This window comes from Kaistella carnis, assembly GCF_003860585.1.
Taxonomy (GTDB): Bacteria; Bacteroidota; Bacteroidia; order Flavobacteriales; family Weeksellaceae; genus Kaistella; species Kaistella carnis.
The window spans coordinates 1,595,251-1,614,286 of the sequence record NZ_CP034159.1 but is presented as its reverse complement, the minus strand read 5'-3'; the positions used below and the strand labels follow the sequence as shown (position 1 = coordinate 1,614,286).

Here is a 19,036-nt window from a genome sequence, read left to right as displayed (position 1 = left end):
ACCCCAAAACTTTACTGCAATGAACTGCACACAATTTAATAAAATATTGGTGGAAGAAGTCCTGCAATCTCTCGGACATTTTCCCACGAAACAAAATGAAAAAGAAGCATGGTTTATAAATCCTTTTTCCAAGGAAAACAATGCCTCCTTTAAAATTAATAAGACCCTCAATTATTGGTATTTATTTTCCGAAGGAATTGGTGGAAATAACATTGATTTGATGAAGAAATATTTAAACGCTTCAATATCTGAAGTTTTGAAGTGGGCAGAAAACCAGAATTTTTCTTCTTTTCACCAGCAAACCAAAAACCAAAAATTTTTCAACCTTCCCAAAACATATGAAATAGTAGAGGTGAAAGAAATTCAGCATCCTGCATTAATTCAATATTTAAAAAGCAGAAGAGTGGAAAATCAAAAACATTTAATTCAGGAAATTCATTATCAAATGAATGATAAAAAATATTTTGGAATCTGTTTTAAAAATGATTCCGATGGTTATGAAATTCGGAACGCTTATTCTAAAATTTGTCTTGGTAAAAAAGACATTACCACCATAAAAAATAACTCAAAATCGCTTCTGGTTTTTGAAGGGTTTTTTGATTTTCTCTCCTTTAAAAATATTGAAGAATCGTTAGAAAATGAACCTTCAGATTACATGATTTTGAATTCAGTTTCAATGATAAATAAGATTAAAAATTCACTTGAAACTTATGAAAAAATAGACCTCTATTTTGACAATGACGAAGCAGGAAATCGCGCCGTTGAAATCATCAAAAATGAAAAAATTGAAGCCGAAGATTGCCGGGTTTTGTATTCCGATTTTAAGGATTTAAATGATTGGTTGATTCATGGAAACCCAAATAATGAAGTTAAAATTCAATATCAATCAACATTTAAAAGATGAAAAATATTAATCTCTTTCCCTCAACTTTATTTCAAAAAATTTTTGAATTAAATTCTAAGAACAAAATTGGCTCAAACACAATTGTTGTTTTTACATTTATACTTTACAAATGCGAAGAACTTCAAAAGGAAATTGTACTGTCGGATTACGAGATGGCAAGAGAACTTGGACTTTCCAGACAAACGGTAATTACTGCGAAAAATAAACTAAAACAATTGGGGATTTTAGATTATCACAGAAATCCTGGTTTCCCGAATCGTTTCGTTTTGAATGAAAATGAATTACCCAAAGAAATTCCGAAAATAGTTGAGACAAAAGAAATTTCGATTGAAGAATTATATCGAGATCCAGAACCAAAAATTATTGCAAATAGTTCATTTTCTCGATATCCAACATTACAACAGTTTATGAGTTTTTCCAAAACGTTACCAAATTATTCCGAAAAATTAGATGACGTATTGATTCACAAATTTCATCAATGGGATAAATCGGATTGGAAAAACGCCATCGGAAAACCAATCTTAGATTGGAGATCTGTTGTTGAAAAAAATATGATAATGTTTGAATCCCATAGTTCTTTGCAAAACAAATCTGAACTGAAAATTCCAAATATCAAAAGACCGAAAGTAGACTAAAATATACTTGTAACCAGACTAAAATAAGGTAGACTAAATAAAATTTCTTACTTCTGAAAAAAGTACTAGCAAGATGTGTCTTTGTGCATACAAAATTTACATTTTATACTACCAAAGACTCTCTTGCCTTTTCTTCGAAAAGGGTGAAAAAACTTCGGAACTCGTTTTTTTTATAGTACAACTTGCAGATGATGAGCATAGCAGATAATTTCAGTATTTTGACGGGTTATCATAAAACTCTGAAAAGGATTTTAATTTAGGAAGAGAAGGACTCCCGATTCAAATAAATGAATCGGGAATTTGAGCATCAATTACTATTCATTGAGTGTGATATTAAATGGACTTATTCTGGCTGTCAAGAATTTTATCTTTGAAGAATAAAACTTCTTAAAATGACAAAAGATTATCCTAACGCAACTGATTTTCCGAAGACAAAAGTTTATTTCGGGATCGGCATCGAAAACGCTTTGCAAACTCAAAATATTGGAACAATATGGCGTTCTGCTCAAATTATGGGCGCAGATTTTATTTTCATTATCGGCGGAAATTATAAAAGAATGAAAACTGATACTATTGCGGCACATCGACATATTCCGTTGTTTTATTTTGAGAATTTTCAGGATTTCTATAAATCTTTACCGTTTGAAGGTAAATTAATCGGTATTGAATTAGACGAAAAAAGCGTTCCGGTCTCTGAATTTAAACATCCAAAACAAGCAGTTTATTTATTAGGTTCAGAAAAAATCGGATTGTCGGAAGAAGCAAAAAAAAAATGTGATCTTCTGGTACAATTACCTGGCAAACTTTCGCTGAACGTTTCTGTTGCTGGTTCAATTATTATTTATGACCGATTAATGAAACCTACATTTTATAACATCTAAATATTAAATTTATAATTATAAAAGCAAATAGCCATGTTTCGTCCGTTTGATTGAATACATTTGTAGTATAAAATAAAAACAATGGCAAGAAGAGATCAATTGTTGCGTTTGATGCATATTTCAAATCTGCTTCAATCAAAGAGTAAAAACGGTGCAACTTATCACGAAGTCAAGCAATATTTAGAAAATCAACATTACAGCGAAAAAGGATACGATAATGATTTGCCTTTCAGTGAAAAAACATTTAAGCGAGATCGGAATATACTTTTAGAATTATTCGGAGTTGAAACGCAATATAAAAGATCAACCATGACGTATCAAATTATTGATGATGAAAATTTAGAAAACTCGAAAGGTATTTTTGAAAATATTTTGTTGATAAACGCATATAAAAAAACGACGGATCATTCTAAAATAATGCTTTTTGAAAAAAGACAAGCTTCTGGACTTCAACATCTGGATGGAATTATTCATGCCATTAAAAATTCTAAAGTCATCAGTTTACAATACAGAAAATATTGGGAAACTGCTTCTCAGAAGAAAGTTTTGCAACCTTATGCATTAAAAGAATTCAGACATCGATGGTATCTTTTGGCAAATGAAGATGATGGAAAAGAATTTTTGCTCAAAACTTATGGTTTGGATCGAATGACCGATTTTGAAATTCATGCCAAGACTTTCGCAAAACAAGAAGTTAATATTGATGCACTTTTCATTAATTCTTTCGGAATTGTTTCTACATTGAACGAAAACCCAGAAACGATTATTTTGTCTTTTAATAAAAACCAAAGTGGATTTGTGAAATCATTGCCTATTCATCATTCCCAAAAAATTCTCGTGGATAATAATGAAGAATTTAGAATTGAAATAACTTTAGTTCCGACCTACGATTTTTATCAAGAATTATTAACGCACGCTGAAAGGTTGAAAATTTTGGAACCAAAAAATGTGAGAAAGAAATATTTGGAATTTATTCAGAAATCGATGGAAATGAATAAAATATCTTAATCTTAAAAACTGAATTATGAAAACTCTTTCTGCACTGGTAATTTTACTTTTGACCATGATAAGTTGGTCGACTAAAAACCCAGACTTCACTTCTTCGGAAACTACAAAGCATGAAGATTCTTTAAAACAAAGAATTGAAATTTTTAATAAGGAATTAGAAAATCATGTTATTGAACCCAATTTCACAATAAATATGGATTCTTCAACCGTTACATTTCTTGATTTTAAAATTGACAGTTTTAGTGATGAAAATGGATTGGTTATAAAAGTAAATAATGATGAAATAAAAACCTACCGTTTACAAACACAGAATATTGTTTGGACAGCAAAAGATTCGGTACAATATGCCAATCAAATTTCTCAAATCAAATATTATAAATACGAGAAATTATTGCTGTTTCAGATTACTTATTATCCTTGTTCTGGTCTCGGTTGCGGAGCGAATTATCAGATTATTTACGATTTAAAAAACAAAAAATCATTTGCTTTCGGGAGATTTCGAACCGGATTTGATATGAATTTGTACCAATATCAGACTGATGAAAAAACTTATTATTTGAGTAAAAGTTTCCAAGGCAGAAATGAACAATTGAAAGACACCATTACCAATGAACTCTTTGAACTCACTCCGAACTTACCTTTAAGACTTTCCGAATATTCCGCAAAATTCATGTATGAAAATGATTTCGAAAGAGAAACAAAATTTGAATCAAAATGGATAAAATAATTAAAGACAAATTTAAAAATATACCTATAGATGACGATACCATTGTTTTGTATTCGCAGGAAGCTAAATTTGGAGAATTAGATGTTTTGTACGAAATCTGGATTTTCGATCGGGTTGTAAAAGCGCAGAGTTTTATATTTCTTAAAGATGATATTTCCCATTTAAAAAATGAAGGCCTCATAAAAATGATCAATGAATCGACAAAACATTTGACGTAAAAATAAATGAAGTTAATGAAAACTATGTTTTTGCTAATTTTGGATATCAACTTTTAAATGAGTTTACTTTGGAAGTTATTGAGAATTAAATTTAAAAACATCCTTAAAGATTAAATACAGTAAAAATTTTAACAGAACTGATCAACAAAAGATGAATAGAAAATCATGAATAATAAAAAACTCCTCTACATCCACGGACTCGGTTCCGATCGAAACTCCAGAAAATTTCTGCATTTGAAAGATTATTTCAAAGACCAATTCCAATATAATTTTGTCGAGTGGAATAATGATTCCGACATTTCCGGGCTTTTAGATACGGCGGAAAAATGGTTGAATTCCGAACCTGAAGATCAAATCGTTTTGGTGGGCGATTCAACTGGGGCAAACTTTGCCTATCAATTGAGAGAAAGGTTGAAAGCAAATACGATAAAACCGATTCTTGTACTGACCAGTCCTTTGTTGAACATTGCCAATAGAACTTCAGATTTTGAATTTCCAAAAAATATTCTTCCCCAATTGTGGAAAATAGAAAATCCGGAAGATGCGCTGATTATTGCAACGCAGCAAGATGAAGTCCTCAACCAAATTCCTTTGTTTGAAAAATCTTTGAACAACGTTAATCTGATAGCTGTTGATGACAGTCATCGCTTATTGAAATTTGAAAATTATCTAGCCGATATCGAGAATTACATTCAATCTAAATCATAAAAAAAATGCAGGAAAACAAATCCTGCATTTTTCATTTAAACTACTTTTCCAGCTCGTTTATTTTTTCTAAAAATTCTTTGTCTTCCAAATAGAAAAGTTTGGGATTTAATTCTTCAATCTTTGCCAACCATATTATTAATTGTCCAAATCTATAATCTGGATTTTTCAACCACAATTGTTCAATTCTAACTAAGAATGGTTTTATTCTTTGTGGATCTCTCATCGTTTTTTACAAATTTTAGTAATTGAAAATCAATAATCTTTTATTCAATTTTTCCGCTTTTTTAATGCTGTCATGCGTTCCTTTTGATTTACCATCCCAAAATGCAAATACAACATCCGATTTTTGAATGATTTGAGTATTTCGTGCAAGAGCAGCACCTCTTCCAAATTTTTCAAAATCAGGTTTGAAGACAATCATTTCAACATCCATTTCAGTGGCAAATTTTTCCGCCAAAGTATCGGCTCCTTTCGCACCGCCCGAAACAATGTAATTAAGTGAAATACTATTTTCTTCAGTAAATTTCGATAGTTCTTTTTTAAGTGATTCATAGTCATTAAAACCGCGACCACCAACAATTCCTATTTTCATAAAGCTTTATTTTAAGCGAAATTAATAGTGGCAATAGACGAATGGTGTCCATTTGGAATTTGGGTTTTTTTAGATTTTTGTTTGCAGAAAGGTAAAGGAGAAAAAGAAATCATGGTAAGCGCTTTAATATCGAATCTGAAAAGAATTCATTATTCTGCACAATTGATTTTTTATTTAAGTAAGACTTAAATTGGCGTAGTCAATTTTCATCTTTGTATTCTAAAACAAAAGAATATGGAGACAAAAGAGAATTTCAACGCAATGGAATGCATCGAGAGTATTTACCAATTTTCTAAAGACAGTAAACTTCAACCGCCGCTTTTTGAAGTAGTAGAAAACGAAATCAGGTTGCTTTCAAAATATTTGCAACTTAATGACATTGAAACGGTTTTGTTTGCCAATGCATTTGTAATTTGTTTTGAGAAAAGCGATTTTACACAGGTTTTTGAATATTTCGACTTAGCCAAATTTCAGGTTTTGAAGTATCGTGCGCCCATCGAAATGTTGTACAGCCGTAATCTCTTGATCAATAAAAATTCCCACAAAAAACAAATTTCCGCGTACGACCTTTCACAAAATATGATCAACAGTATTTCTAACAATGAAGTTATTAAATATGCTAAAATAGAAGAATCTTCAGACGAAAAAAACTTCGTAGATCTGCTCGAAGACTTCGATAAAAAAAGTGATCAGCTGAACGAAGGATTAATTAGTCCTTACGATTTCAGAGAATTTATTTCGACTCTGTGTGAGGGAAATTTAGACCTGCCTATATTTCGTGAAATTAAAAATTACCAGCTCAATGCTTTCGAAACTTATTTCTTTTTAGATACGATTTGGGATGCTATTCAATATGGTGACAATGATTTTCATACCCATGTACAGATGACTGTAAATGATTACTTTACACGAAAAAGTCAGGCAATGAAATTTCAAAAGTTAATTATCAACAACGAAACTAAACTTTCAAAATTCAATTTAGTTGAAATTTCAAAGGAAAATTTTCAAGATCGGAGTAGAGCGAAACTGACCAGAAAAGTCACCGATTTTCTAAAAAATAATGAAGATCTGCTAATTGACGATATTTCTAAAGACGATTCAAAATTGATCAGAGCAAAAGACATTTCAACAAAAAAGCTTTTTTACAATGCGGACGAAAATACTCAACTGCAACAGATTTCAAATGTTTTGCAAGATGATAAATTTAAAGAACTGCAACGACGTTTGAAAGAAAAAGCTATGCCGATCGGAATTACAGCAGTTCTTCATGGCGTTCCCGGCACTGGAAAAACAGAAAGCGTTTATCAACTGGCAAAAAATTCGGGTCGGAATATTTTTAAAGTAGATATTTCCGAGACCAAAAGCATGTGGTTTGGTGAAAGTCAGAAATTGGTGAAGAAAATTTTTACTGAATATGAAATAATGAAACGCAATGAGGAACTTTGTCCCATTTTACTTTTTAATGAAGCAGATGCAATCATCGGTAAACGAAAATCTGCAGGAAGTTCCAATGTTGCCGACACCGAAAACGCCATTCAAAACATAATCCTGGAAGAAATGGAAAATTTCGACGGAATTCTTTTCGCTACCACAAACCTTGTCGAAAATATGGATGCTGCTTTTGAGCGCAGATTTTTATTTAAAGTAAAATTCGAGCAACCATCTTTAGAAAACTCTGCTAAAATTTGGAAAGAAAAATTGCCGATTCTCTCTTCAAAAGAAAGTAGAACTCTCGCCGAAAAATTTCAATTCTCAGGTGGAGAAATGGAAAATATTGCCCGGAAATGTGCGATGCAGGAAATTCTGCATGGGTATGCTCTGAAATTTACAGACATCGAAGGTTTGTGCAAAAATGAGAAGTGGAGTAGTGAAGAGAAACGCAAAATTGGATTCTAAAAACACTAATGATGAAAAAAACTTTTAAAATCTTTTTTGAAAAAATTCCGGCGGAGCAATTAATTCACGAAAGAATATTGACGTGGACAATGTTGCTTCCAAAGTCACGAGAAAATGGAGGTTTAAAATTTCTCAAAATAATCCTTCTTGTATTTTTTACATTTTTGATGGTGTTCTCATTATCAATTATTGTAGCGATAATATTTAGAATACGATAAATCAAATTTAAAAATTGCAAGTATGTCACAAGTTATTTACATTGGAATTTTACTCATCAAAATCCCAGCTGAAAATCGATTTCAGTTAATAAGTTCGGATAATGCCGGGATTTCTTGGCAAATTATTTTTGACGGATCAAATGAAACAGGAGAGTTTTTTGAATTGGGAACGAAAGGTAAAATTGTTTTTGCGAAAACCTCAAACGGGAAATTTCGATCGGTCACAGAAGGTAGAACTTGGACAAAAATAAGATAGACTAGGAATATTACTCTGAACTACTTTAAATCAGAATTTCATTCTGAGTTATTAAAGAAATAAAGAAGAATTGTTACATTAGGTAAATTTAATTTGGAAAATAAATCATAATTGAAGCCACTCTCGCAGTGGCTTTCTTCTTTTCAATAGTAACAGAACCACTTCCGTAAATGTTGGGATCTCCTCAAAAATAAATGGAATGATAAAATGTTCTTGAAGATCAATAACTGCATATTTTACCTGTCCTCGAATGTTTTTCCCTACAGCAAAAAGCGATTTCCCCAGATGTTTTCCTTTCAGATAGTGATCTGTAATTTTGATTTCACCGTTTCGGTTCACGAATCCAAAGCTGTTTCCATTTCTACTTACACAGGCGTATTCGTTACAAAAAGTAGTAACATGCTTGAATTCTATTCCGTTTATTTCAATGTTTTTAAAATTGTAAAGTTTCCATTTGTGATTTTTTCGAGCCCAAAAGTGAAAATCAAACGCGGGAATAATTTCTTCATAAATCGGTGGAATGATAGATCCAAAATCGTCTGCAATAAGACCTAACAATCCTTTTGAGGAATACACGAACACTCTTTCAAATAAACAAATGTCTGTTAGTGGTGTTTGATAATCCAGTCTTTCTATTTTTAAAATTGGGTATTTCATATTGCTTCAAAAATAATACACTTCTAAGACAAAATGAGTCATTATTCTCTTCATCAATTTTAATGAATTTTTTTTTAAGTGTCCTGTTTTGTCTTACCAGTCAATTAAATTTGCTTCCTAATTTTAAAAAGGAAATGTCGCAAATTATAGAATTTAAAGGAACATTTATTAGAATCTGCCCTACAAATCCATCGCATTTGCTTCAATTGAAAGATCGTGGAAAATCGTGGAGTTTGCTCTATGATGGATCAGAAACGATGAACTCAATAATGCAAATTGCTGCTGACAATACGATCATTCTATTATTTTGCAATAAAGGTTTTTTTATTTCCAAGTCGGGAATTGTCTGGACAAAAATCAGAGATCGACAACAGCTTGAAGATTTAAAGACTGATTACGAAATTTAAAAGACTAAAATGGAAAGAAAAAACTATCTTTAATTCAAAACAAAAACCAATAGAAACGCTGTGGAAACGATTGATTTAATTAAAGAACTGAAACAAAATATTCTTCATATAGATAGTACGGAATCTCTTGATGACTTGAAAGAATCGGAGTTCTATGAGTTTGAAATTATGGATGCTGTTTTTCAATACTGTCTAAAAAATAAATATTCAACTGAAGGATTCCCCGAGAAATATCAAGATCTCTTGGATAGTGAGGATGAAGATTTTCAGGATTTTTTAGATTTTAGCGTGAAATCATATTATGTTTATAAAGTTTCTTTACAACAAAATGATGTTTTCAAAATGGTGAAACTTTATTGTAATGATTCTGAAGTTGTTTACAGCGATCAAGATTGTAGGAACGATATTTTAGTAGCGATTAAAATTCTTGAACAAGAAGGTGTAACTTTAGTTTTTAATCCTGATCTTTTTGTGAATATTCCACTTTTTAGACCTAAACTTCCAGGATAAATGTAAGAAGAATCTTATTAATTTTAAAGATAAACAACTTTAATGAAAATCGTTTTTATTTCCGACACTCATGGGCAGCATCGCAAACTTAAGAATCTCCCAAAAGCGGATTTGATTATTCATGGTGGCGATGTTTCAAAATTGGGAAAAGCTCATGAAGTTGAGGATTTTATCTACTGGTTTCTTAGATTAGATTATGCTCACAAAATTTTTATCGCGGGAAATCACGATTTCTATTTTGAAGATTATTCTCGCGATTTTATCCAGAAAAAACTAACTTCAAACTGTCATTATCTTTGCGATAGCGGCGTTGAAATTGAAGGTGTTAAAATTTGGGGATCACCGGTTACGCCCACTTTTTTTAATTGGGCTTTCAACGTAGATCGTGGAAAACCCATTCAGAAATATTGGAACATGATTCCCTCCAATACCGATATTTTGGTAACCCATGGTCCGGTAGGTGGGATATTAGATAGAACGACGTCCAACATCAATGCAGGTTGTGAAGATTTATTGAAGACGGTAACAAAAGTAAAGCCTAAATTTCATTTGTTTGGCCATATTCATGAAGCTTATGGAAAAGAGAAAGTAAAAGAAACCACTTTTGTCAATGGCAGTTTGTTGAATGAATATTACAATTTGGTGAATAGTCCTTGGGAATTTGAGTATCCGAAAGAATAGATCTTTTTTTGTCTAAATTTGTTCAAAATGGAATAGAATGAATAGAAAATTTCTGAGAATGACCTTAGTCGTTCGGACAATTTTAAGTGAAAATGGAAAGCTAAGTGTTGGAGAAATTCTTAAAAAAGTCGAAAAACAATTTGAGGCTTATGCTGACATGGTTGACCTTAGATATGAAAATTATTCTCCTTCAACGTTTAATAAAGATAAATCAGCAATCAAAGAAGCCTGGAAGATTGATCTTGAATGTGATAGCCGGAATCGATATTATATCAATTCAGACTTTGAAGGCGTCTTTCAAAATGACTTATTAAATTCTGCCATCTTTTTAGCCTCATTAAATACAGACATGTTGTTGCCTGCCTTTGTTATTCCTGAAACAAGAAAGAATACAGGCATGCAGCATTTCTATCAAATCTCGAGAGCAATTGAAGAAAAGAGCGAACTCAAAATTTCTTATTTCGATTATATTTCTGAACAGGAAAAAAACAAAACGATTCAACCTTACCGTTTGAAACAGAAAGATTTTAAATGGTACGTTTTAGCCACGGATTTGAGTGAGGTTCCGTTTAAAAGTTATGCTTTGGAACGAATTCGTGATATTGAAACTGCAGGAAAATTTAGACCTAAAGAAATTAATTTTGAAACCCCTTTTCAAAATGCGGTCGGAATGTTTACCAATGAAGAAGCCACAAAAGTGATTTTGGAGTTCGACCACCGCGACGGACATTATCTGAAAGCCAATCCAATTCATCCTTCTCAAACAATGCTTTCTGAAAATAAGGAAACCATTCAGTTTGAGTTTTTTATTAAACCCAATGAAGATTTTATCATGGAAATCATGAAACGATCCTGGTCTTTAAAAGTGATTGAGCCGAAATTTTTGAGAGAGAAATTTCTGGATTATTGGAAAGCTGCGTTGCAGAGAAATGAATAGGAAAAGCCAATAACTTATGGCTTTTCCAAATGTACTGATACAGATTTAAATTTATTTACTTCTTATTTTTCCAATTTATTTGAATATTATTAGAAATAATATTTGGATTATTGACTTCTTTAATCATTGCCATATCTTTAAATTCATCGTAAATTTTTGGAAACTCTTTAGATATATAATTTTCCACATGTTGTAGTAATTCTTGTTCTTCCCCAAGTCTTTTCCCAAAATATTTTATCAATTTATTTTTTGGTATCAAAAAAGAGTTTAATGGATGTATTAATCTGACAAAGTGTGCTTTTATTTTTTTTATACTTTCATCATCAAATTCTGTATTTAAATCTATTCTTGTATTATGGTCGTTACTCCAATCGTTTCTATCAGAATTAACTATAATTTCACTAAAATTACAAAAATTCACGGTGTGTAAATGTGAAAGTTGCCATCCGTTTGCATTAAATTTAGAGTTGGTAATAATTGCTCCTGCATTTTTGTAGAAAGATAATTCTCTTTCTTCTTTTGTTGTTATAAAAGCACATATTAGTTTATTTTGATTAAATAAATTTTTTAGGTTTTCCATAGAATAGCTTAAATCAAAAAGTTTCATTGCATTAAATAACATAACAAATGTATTATCACAGAAAGCTATATTCAAGTTTTCTTTTTCAAAATATATTTTAAAGCCTCTTCTAAGATTATGATAATTATCTTTTGATGCGGTATTATAGTTTCTCAAAAAAAATAAATTTTCCTCGTCAATATATGATTTTATAGTATTATGAATTTCTCCGATTGTTATTTTATTTTCAAATTGATTTTTAATTAATTTATCAACTAGATCTTCATACGAGTTAGCACTTCCTTTTTGCACTTTTGGATAGGTGTGTTTTTTTACTTCGAAAAATTTTTCCATAATTTTTATTTTTCTCAAATATACATTTTAACTTAAAATGTCCAGCTAAGAAAAGTTCTTATCTAAATCTAAAACATTACCCGTTGCGCACCGATAATAAAAATGTTCATTATAAAAGCAATCTCTGCCACTTTTTGTTATAGTAATTTCTAAAAATTGACGCCCCAGCAAACTTCTTTTTTTAAACGTAAAATGATCCTGTTCAAATGGGTAAGATAAAGGAAGTAAAAGCTCCATGATAAAAGCCATTCCTCGAACGAGATGCTGATCTTTTTTATCGTCCATCGCTTGGTACTGACCGAAAATTATGGTTCCTCCTTCAGTGTTTAAAAAGGCGCAGCTGCTTTCTAAGAGCTGCTCCAGACTTTCTTTTGCGCTAACATTACCTATAAAATCTATTTTTTCTAAAGACGTTTCTTTAATTCGATTAAGTTCCGCCATTGATTGCAGTCGTTTTGCTGTACCTGCAAGGTTCTCTTTTTGGTTTGCGTCAGACTTTATTTTTAATAATTTGAAATATTTCTCTTCTGTGTTCTTTCCCAATTTTAGTCGATTCTTATCCCGGGTTGAAAGGTCGAAATGCCCTCCAATAATGTAGAGAGTCTCAGCTTGATCTACAATGCCGAATTTATTGACATCCTCATTGATTCGCATATAAATTGCAATTCCCCGATCATACTTTTCGGGATTTTTATAAGTGATTTTACCAGAATTTTCATCGATTTCAATCTCGTTTTCACTTTTTAAATATCCGATGGCTGCCTCATAATACTCAAATGCATTTTGTCGGGCAGTCAAAATGTTTTCATAAGTAAATACTTTTTGATATAAAGTTTTTAAGCCGGCTTTGTTAGTGACATACTGCGTTTTTACAACGTAACTCAGGAGCGGTTTTTTGGTTTCCATAATTCTTATTTTTAAATGATTTCGATAATGTTTTGTAATTTCTGGTCAATAGCCGGCATGTCGGTCAGGTCGGAAAAAGTGGTATTTTCATCAACTTCTTTTACGCCATTTTGATCTCTGATATACAGTTTGCCTGTTTTCGAAAAGGTGAGTGCGCAAGAAACAGGATCGTGCTTATAAACATAAAATTTAACTCCCTCAATTTCTACAGCAGTATGAAATTCATATTCATTTTCAGGCGAATAAGTTTGTACCAGTAAATCAATGACAGCCGTTGCATTTTTATGAAAATGTTCTGGTACAAAAAGATATTTAGTAATGATAAACGTATTTTGAAAGGATAAGAAAATCCTTTCAAGCGCTAAAAAGGAGTTTGTATTTAATATTTCCTTTTGATAATTATTATTTTGATCAAAATATAATTGTTTAGCTTCCTGTATTTTCAGTTTTTCGAAATAATTGAGGTTCATATTTTCGTTTCTTTTGCGCACGAAAGGATTGCCACTGCTTTCTCTTTCTTCATTTTTAATTTTAATGACTGTTGATCTGGAAGGTTTGTCAGATTGATTTTCGATCAAAGCGAAAAAACCGTAGGATGCTATTTTTTGGGAGGGACTTCCATGACGGTGCCGATTGAACACCGCATTTTTTATAATGTAACTGTTAAATGTGTATTTAATTTTACATTCAAGAATTCTTTCAAAATTGAGAATTCCATTTTCTTCTGCATAAATGGAACTTTCCAGATTAGTAATTTTTTTTAGATCTGCACTGACTTCATTATCAAAGTCCCAAATTTCAATGATTTCTTTTTCCACCGCATCCCTTAAAACTTTGGATAAGTAAGAAAGCGCTTCATTTTTTGCTGCTTGTGGTTCTTGATGTTTAAAAATAGCTGTTTCCAAACCTAGAAGTAGATAATGGATGGGTGGAATCTCGACCGTGTAAGTAATTGATGACATAATTTTCGTTTTAAATTCTTTCGCAAAGAAAAGCCGAGAGACTTCCAAAAACGGGTAGTCAAAAAATAATTTTGATATTTTTTAGAACGGTCGCTATTTAATTGGCCTTAATTACCAGTGTTTGAAAAATATCATCTTGTTTTCTTAACCGCCGTATTTTGTCGTTTAACTTTTCTATCTTTACCTAAACTTAAAACAATGGCAAAAATTGAACAAATGCTTCGGATGAAATTTATCGAAGATTTCCTACGAAGTAGAAAAAGTACAGGCGCTTCTTACGAAGACATTCAGGATTATTTGGAAAAGAAATATCAGGAAGATGATATCGATTTGGATGATTTAAAATTCACGAAACGGACATTTTTGCGAGATAAAGTAGCAATTTCTAAAGTTTTAAAAACGAGTATAATTTACCGTCGTTCCACCAATACTTACGCAATTGATGATGAAAATGAAAATGAATTTCAAGAAGATGTTTTTGATAATTTATTGCTTGTAGAAGCCTATCGCAATGTAAAAGGCAAGAAAAACATCTTGCTATTTGAGCAAAGAAAATCCCGAGGTTTGCATTGGTTAAGCGGTTTGATTCACGCAATTACCCATCAAAAAATCGTCACTTTGCAATACACCAAATTTTGGGAAGGCGTTTCACACACAAAAGTTCTGGAGCCTTATGCGGTGAAAGAATTTAAAAATCGGTGGTATCTTTTAGCTCACGAAAAAAATGATGAAAAATATTTTCTCAAAACTTTTGGTTTAGATCGGATTTCAGAATTAGAAATTGCACCTTCATCCTTCAAGCCAAAGAAATACAATGTCGAAAAAGATTTTGAAAATTCTTTTGGCATTATTTCAACCTTAGATGAAACGCCAGAAGAGATTATACTTTCCTTCGATTCTAATCAAGGGAAATACATCAAAACACTTCCGCTTCATCATTCTCAGGAAATTTTGGTTGATGATGACGATGAGTTCCGAATTAAATTAACACTCGTTCCAACCTATGATTTCGAACGGGAAATTCTTTCTCATGGTAGTTCCGTAAAAATTATTTCGCCAGAAAGTTTTAGAAATTCGATGAAAGCAGAAGTGGTAGAAATGTTAAGAAACTTCAACTAATTTTTTTTAACACATTAGTTGATTTTTGAGACTTCATAATTTAGTAAGCATTAGTTCACACTAGTTTTGTAAATCTAAGATTTTCAACTAATGTTTTCTAAACTATTTTCAAAGCAGAAAATCTAAATCTTATGTGACTTATGTGTTAAAAATTTTAAATAGTTCCATTTAAAAACTCAAACTATGAAAAACCTCTCCAAATCTCGCTTCGTTTCCGGAATCCAATGTGACAAAAAACTATGGTTTGATTTCTACAGAAAAGATTTGAAACCACAAATAGATGATCAAACTCAAGCCGTTTTTGATCTTGGACATCGCATCGGAACTTTGGCTCAAGAAATGTTTCCCAACGGAAAAGATGCAACACCAGAAGATTTTTCCAATTTCCAACCATCTATTGAAAATACGAAAAAATGGATTTCCGAAAAAGTAGAAACGATTTATGAAGCCACTTTTAGCGCGAATAATACTTTTTGTATGCTCGATATTTTGCACCGAAAAGATGATGAAGTCTGGGCAATAGAAGTAAAAAGCAGCACTTCTGTAAAAGATTATCATTTTACGGATGCCTCTCTGCAATATTTTGTGATGAAAAATGCAGGTTTCGCTCCAGATCGATTTTTCATGATGTACATCAATAATCAATACGTAAAACAAGGAGAATTGACCAGCGAAATTTTCACACTCACAGATATTACCGAACAGGTTTTGGCAAATCAAGAATGGGTTGAAGAAAACTTGGATAGATTATTGAAAATGTTGGAGATTGAGCAAGAACCAGTGGTGGAAATTGGCGGTCATTGTTCCAGTCCTTTTGGTTGCGATTACGCTCATCATTGTTGGAAACATGTTCCCGAATATTCTGTTTTTAATTTATACCGAGGCGGTAAAAAAGGTTGGAATCTCTATGACCAGAATATCTTGCAAATTGAAGAAATTCCTGATGATTTTACCTTAACCCATTTTCAAAATCTTCAACGAAATGGCTTGAAAAAAGATGAAAGTTATATGGATCAGTTAGCAATCAAAAATATCATTTCACGATGGGAATTTCCTTTGTATTTTTTCGATTTTGAAACTATTTTCCCAGCGATTCCGGTTTTAGATGGAACTAGACCTTATCAGCAAGTTCCTTTTCAATATTCGCTGCATATTTTAGAAGAAGATGGGAAGTTGACGCATAAAGAGTTTCTCGCCAGTCCAAAAGATTTTAGCAATGGCGAAAATCCTTTAAAACAAATGATAGAACAACTGAAAAAAGATTTTGGCAACACAGGAAATATTGTGACTTACAACCAAAGTTTTGAAGTCGGTCGATTGAATGACTTGGCAAAATTTTTCTCGGAAGATGCCCATTTTCTATATCAATTAGTAGATAGAATTGTAGATTTACTTCCCGTTTTCCAGGGTGGACATTGTTATTTCCCTGCGATGAAAAATTCGGCTTCCATCAAATCTGTTTTACCTGCGATTGCGCCAGAATTTACTTATGAAAATTTGGAAATTCAAGATGGTGGATCCGCAAGTTCTTTGTTTCATCAATCCATAGAAAACGGAAATTTCACAGATGAAAATTTGAGAGAAAATCTTTTGAAATATTGCGAAAGAGATACTTTGGCAATGGTGATTATTTATCAGTTTTTAGTTGATTTAATATTTTAGCTACGACGCAATTTGTCTGACTAACAACTTACCTTTAGCTCAATAAAAATTAATAAAATGGAAAAGCAACAAGTGACTTCATTCGAAATGCATAATAATGAAATTATCGTGGCGATCAAATGCCTCGAAAAGGAAAATGAAGTGGGTTTTGATTATTTTCTGGAATTCACCCCAATCAGTAATGAACTAGAAAAAATAGCGACAGATCAAAACCAGATGCACGACAGTTTTTACGGTGCATTTGATGAGCTGAATGAGCGTTTTCCCTGGCATGATTTTCAACCCGTAGATATTGATGAGGATTTTTCGGAGTATGTCGCAGACCTTTTGGTAGAGAAGATCAACGACAGCAACAGACTCTTTCGCAATGCGCAAAAAAAAGAGTTTGAAGAAATTTTAGGCATTCATTTAAAAACCAGAGAGGTGGAGGTAAAAACGGGCATTTTTTCAATCGATGTCGAAAGCCTGAACAAAGTAACCGAATATGATTATCAGGAATTTGTAGATTCTTACGCGCAAGAGATCGGGCAGAAATTTAAATTGCAGAGTACAGTGGAAAGATGGGAAACTTTCAACGCAGAATCTTTCGAATTTGTGGGCAATATTGAAATCGCCGGAAACTCCGTCATTCTCAAAGACAGTGATAATGATATTCGGTATATTTTAGCTGCTGATAAATATAAATTCACGGTTGATCCTTTGACATATAGTGCGGAGAAATGGGAATGGGTTTCGGTGAGAAAGTAGCTTTTAATATGGACGGAAGTTTTATTTAACTAAACCTTAAAAAAATCGTTAATTTTTCTTAAATTTCAACTTCTAATAAATAATTTATCAATTCAATATTTACTTCCTAATGAATCATATTTCCACCCTACTTCAGGAAATGAACCTGGAGCAAAAAAAAGCTTTCGTTCAGATATTAGGTTTAAAGCAAAATGATGATAAAGAAATTGTTTCTAAAATCTCAAAGCTGTTACTTCCGGCAAAGGGATTGTTTCAGGATCCTTTAAATTACAAACAGTTTATTATTTCAATTGCTGAAAAAAATGGTGAAAACATTGATATTAGCAAAGGAATTCTTCATGCTGAAAGAGAACTTTATTTAAAATTATTTCAAAATGAATTTGAAAAACTAAGTCAGGAAGAAAAAGACAAAATCATTGAAGAGTTGGGAAAAGCGGGATTAGATAAAAATCAAATTGCTTCTTTAAGTGGAATTGGTGCTCTGGGAGCAGCTCAACTCTCTGGCTTTGGTATTTATATGTTGGCGAGTTCTACGGTCGGTGCAATTACTTCTCTTTTGGGGATTACGCTGCCCTTCGCTTTATACACCGGAATGTCTTCTGCTATTTCTTTCGTCATCGGTCCTGTCGGTTTTTTGGTTATGGGTGTTATGCTGTACCGCAGTTTCAAACATGTTAAAAGCTGGAGTGAAGCCCAGGAAATATTGCTGGCAAGTTGGAATGAATTAGGAACGCTCGTAAAAGGTGATTTTGCAAAAGGAACGCAGATCTTTAAATATATTGCCGCTTCCCGAATTGTTTTGGAAACGAATTATGCCAAGGAAATTGAAGAAAATGAAAATAAAATAGAAGCGTTTAGTCGTAAGGCGGAAAATTTACAAAACGAACATTTAAATATGGAGTCAAAAATTTCTTCAGTTGAAAATGAAGTGATGGAAATGAAATCATCAGTCAGTGATCTTAAAATAGAAATACTTCAACTGGAAAAACAAATCAATAATATCGGTTTGGAAATTTCGGATTGTGAAGCGGAAATGAATAGTCTTAAAAATAGTCAGACAAAAATTGAAGATGAAAAGCGCTCTCTACTCTCAGAGAGTAATACTGTGAAAATGAAATCTTCTCAGCTTACTCAAAAAATAAAAAATATTACTGAATAACATTTACCAATTTTAAAGATTAATAACAATGGCGAAAAAAATTGATGCTCCAGAATTTTATAAAATAATTACTAAAAAATGCGTAGAGGAAGCAATCGAAATGCTTTCTACAGGAAAACATGATTTAAAAAAATCTACGAAATATGATGTACTTCTAGCCAATGGGGATGTTTTGCCCCCAAAAGAAGTAATGAAACACGCTGCATTAAAAATGGGTTATGAACTAAAGCGAGGAACTGTATTTGGTGGCAAGGCAGTAAATAATCCCCTCAAGAAACTAGGATTTAAAATTGTAGATAAAAAAGGAAATCCAATTTAATTTTCAAAATTAGA

At 32.0% G+C, this 19,036-nt stretch carries 24 protein-coding genes; 18 read left to right on the top strand and 6 right to left on the bottom strand.

Annotated features, from left to right (window positions below; translation table 11 throughout):
- Positions 1 to 19: 19 nt before the first annotated feature.
- The 7 genes from EIB73_RS07380 (at position 20) to EIB73_RS07350 (ending at position 5,081) form a co-directional block, all read left to right on the top strand.
- Positions 20 to 904: a toprim domain-containing protein gene (locus tag EIB73_RS07380; protein ID WP_125024016.1), complete on the top strand. Its 885-nt coding sequence runs from the start codon at positions 20 to 22 to the stop codon at positions 902 to 904.
- The gene (locus tag EIB73_RS07375; RefSeq protein WP_125024014.1) at positions 901 to 1,539 is read left to right on the top strand and encodes a cyclic nucleotide-binding domain-containing protein; all 639 of its coding nucleotides are present in this window, start codon (positions 901 to 903) and stop codon (positions 1,537 to 1,539) included. The genes EIB73_RS07380 and EIB73_RS07375 overlap by 4 nt, the downstream gene beginning before the upstream one ends.
- A 392-nt stretch (positions 1,540 to 1,931) precedes the next feature.
- Positions 1,932 to 2,420 carry an RNA methyltransferase gene (locus EIB73_RS07370; RefSeq protein WP_125024012.1) on the top strand — a complete coding sequence of 163 codons (489 nt, stop codon included), beginning with the start codon at positions 1,932 to 1,934 and terminating at the stop codon, positions 2,418 to 2,420.
- 81 nt (positions 2,421 to 2,501) lie between these two features.
- Positions 2,502 to 3,428 (top strand): WYL domain-containing protein, encoded by a 927-nt coding sequence (locus tag EIB73_RS07365; protein ID WP_125024010.1) that lies wholly within the window; start codon positions 2,502 to 2,504, stop codon positions 3,426 to 3,428.
- A gap of 16 nt (positions 3,429 to 3,444) precedes the next feature.
- Positions 3,445 to 4,155, top strand: a complete 711-nt coding sequence (locus tag EIB73_RS07360) for a hypothetical protein (protein ID WP_125024008.1) — start codon at positions 3,445 to 3,447, stop codon at positions 4,153 to 4,155.
- On the top strand, positions 4,143 to 4,373 hold the full coding sequence (locus tag EIB73_RS07355; protein ID WP_125024007.1) for a hypothetical protein: 231 nt from the start codon (positions 4,143 to 4,145) through the stop codon (positions 4,371 to 4,373). The genes EIB73_RS07360 and EIB73_RS07355 overlap by 13 nt, the downstream gene beginning before the upstream one ends.
- Positions 4,374 to 4,538: 165 nt before the next feature.
- Positions 4,539 to 5,081 carry a YqiA/YcfP family alpha/beta fold hydrolase gene (locus tag EIB73_RS07350; RefSeq protein ID WP_125024005.1) on the top strand — a complete coding sequence of 181 codons (543 nt, stop codon included), beginning with the start codon at positions 4,539 to 4,541 and terminating at the stop codon, positions 5,079 to 5,081.
- 40 nt (positions 5,082 to 5,121) lie between these two features.
- On the opposite strand, the gene EIB73_RS07345 is transcribed toward EIB73_RS07350, so the two are convergent.
- Together EIB73_RS07345 and EIB73_RS07340 are read right to left on the bottom strand one after the other, a co-directional pair.
- Positions 5,122 to 5,304 (bottom strand): hypothetical protein, encoded by a 183-nt coding sequence (locus EIB73_RS07345; protein ID WP_125024003.1) that lies wholly within the window; start codon positions 5,302 to 5,304, stop codon positions 5,122 to 5,124.
- Between the two features lie 15 nt (positions 5,305 to 5,319).
- The gene (locus EIB73_RS07340) at positions 5,320 to 5,673 is read right to left on the bottom strand and encodes a DUF2493 domain-containing protein (RefSeq protein WP_125024001.1); all 354 of its coding nucleotides are present in this window, start codon (positions 5,671 to 5,673) and stop codon (positions 5,320 to 5,322) included.
- A gap of 234 nt (positions 5,674 to 5,907) precedes the next feature.
- Here EIB73_RS07340 and EIB73_RS07335 point away from each other — a divergent pair, with 234 nt between their 5' ends.
- Both EIB73_RS07335 and EIB73_RS07330 read left to right on the top strand, forming a co-directional pair.
- Positions 5,908 to 7,569, top strand: coding sequence for an ATP-binding protein (locus EIB73_RS07335; protein ID WP_125023999.1), 1,662 nt, complete (start codon positions 5,908 to 5,910; stop codon positions 7,567 to 7,569).
- A gap of 240 nt (positions 7,570 to 7,809) precedes the next feature.
- Positions 7,810 to 8,043, top strand: a complete 234-nt coding sequence (locus tag EIB73_RS07330; protein WP_125023997.1) for a hypothetical protein — start codon at positions 7,810 to 7,812, stop codon at positions 8,041 to 8,043.
- Positions 8,044 to 8,148: 105 nt separating this feature from the next.
- Here EIB73_RS07330 and EIB73_RS07325 read toward each other — a convergent pair whose 3' ends face one another.
- Entirely contained in the window at positions 8,149 to 8,700 is a 552-nt protein-coding gene (locus EIB73_RS07325; RefSeq protein ID WP_125023995.1) for a WG repeat-containing protein, read from the bottom strand.
- A 134-nt stretch (positions 8,701 to 8,834) separates the two neighbouring features.
- On the opposite strand from EIB73_RS07325, the gene EIB73_RS07320 reads away from it, so the two are divergent.
- The 4 genes from EIB73_RS07320 to EIB73_RS07305 are packed head-to-tail and all read left to right on the top strand — an operon-like array spanning position 8,835 to position 11,235.
- Positions 8,835 to 9,107 (top strand): beta propeller repeat protein, encoded by a 273-nt coding sequence (locus tag EIB73_RS07320; RefSeq protein WP_125023994.1) that lies wholly within the window; start codon positions 8,835 to 8,837, stop codon positions 9,105 to 9,107.
- A gap of 60 nt (positions 9,108 to 9,167) precedes the next feature.
- Entirely contained in the window at positions 9,168 to 9,617 is a 450-nt protein-coding gene (locus EIB73_RS07315) for a hypothetical protein (RefSeq protein ID WP_125023992.1), read from the top strand.
- Positions 9,618 to 9,659: 42 nt separating this feature from the next.
- Positions 9,660 to 10,298: a metallophosphatase domain-containing protein gene (locus EIB73_RS07310; RefSeq protein ID WP_125023990.1), complete on the top strand. Its 639-nt coding sequence runs from the start codon at positions 9,660 to 9,662 to the stop codon at positions 10,296 to 10,298.
- A 37-nt stretch (positions 10,299 to 10,335) separates the two neighbouring features.
- Positions 10,336 to 11,235, top strand: coding sequence for a WYL domain-containing protein (locus EIB73_RS07305; protein ID WP_125023988.1), 900 nt, complete (start codon positions 10,336 to 10,338; stop codon positions 11,233 to 11,235).
- Positions 11,236 to 11,290: 55 nt separating this feature from the next.
- On the opposite strand, the gene EIB73_RS07300 is transcribed toward EIB73_RS07305, so the two are convergent.
- The 3 genes from EIB73_RS07300 to EIB73_RS07290 are packed head-to-tail and all read right to left on the bottom strand — an operon-like array spanning position 11,291 to position 14,016.
- The gene (locus EIB73_RS07300; RefSeq protein WP_125023986.1) at positions 11,291 to 12,148 is read right to left on the bottom strand and encodes a hypothetical protein; all 858 of its coding nucleotides are present in this window, start codon (positions 12,146 to 12,148) and stop codon (positions 11,291 to 11,293) included.
- A gap of 45 nt (positions 12,149 to 12,193) precedes the next feature.
- Positions 12,194 to 13,054, bottom strand: a complete 861-nt coding sequence (locus EIB73_RS07295; RefSeq protein ID WP_125023984.1) for an AlbA family DNA-binding domain-containing protein — start codon at positions 13,052 to 13,054, stop codon at positions 12,194 to 12,196.
- An 11-nt stretch (positions 13,055 to 13,065) separates the two neighbouring features.
- Positions 13,066 to 14,016, bottom strand: a complete 951-nt coding sequence (locus EIB73_RS07290; RefSeq protein ID WP_125023982.1) for a hypothetical protein — start codon at positions 14,014 to 14,016, stop codon at positions 13,066 to 13,068.
- Positions 14,017 to 14,214: 198 nt separating this feature from the next.
- On the opposite strand from EIB73_RS07290, the gene EIB73_RS07285 reads away from it, so the two are divergent.
- The 5 genes from EIB73_RS07285 to EIB73_RS07265 all read left to right on the top strand — a co-directional run bounded on the left by EIB73_RS07285 (position 14,215) and on the right by EIB73_RS07265 (position 19,022).
- Positions 14,215 to 15,135 carry a helix-turn-helix transcriptional regulator gene (locus tag EIB73_RS07285; RefSeq protein WP_125023980.1) on the top strand — a complete coding sequence of 307 codons (921 nt, stop codon included), beginning with the start codon at positions 14,215 to 14,217 and terminating at the stop codon, positions 15,133 to 15,135.
- Between the two features lie 183 nt (positions 15,136 to 15,318).
- Positions 15,319 to 16,797, top strand: a complete 1,479-nt coding sequence (locus EIB73_RS07280) for a DUF2779 domain-containing protein (RefSeq protein WP_125023978.1) — start codon at positions 15,319 to 15,321, stop codon at positions 16,795 to 16,797.
- Between the two features lie 57 nt (positions 16,798 to 16,854).
- Positions 16,855 to 17,544: a hypothetical protein gene (locus EIB73_RS07275; RefSeq protein WP_125023976.1), complete on the top strand. Its 690-nt coding sequence runs from the start codon at positions 16,855 to 16,857 to the stop codon at positions 17,542 to 17,544.
- Positions 17,545 to 17,653: 109 nt separating this feature from the next.
- Positions 17,654 to 18,703 (top strand): hypothetical protein, encoded by a 1,050-nt coding sequence (locus tag EIB73_RS07270; RefSeq protein ID WP_125023974.1) that lies wholly within the window; start codon positions 17,654 to 17,656, stop codon positions 18,701 to 18,703.
- A gap of 28 nt (positions 18,704 to 18,731) precedes the next feature.
- Positions 18,732 to 19,022 (top strand): hypothetical protein, encoded by a 291-nt coding sequence (locus tag EIB73_RS07265; RefSeq protein ID WP_125023972.1) that lies wholly within the window; start codon positions 18,732 to 18,734, stop codon positions 19,020 to 19,022.
- Positions 19,023 to 19,036: the final 14 nt, after the last annotated feature.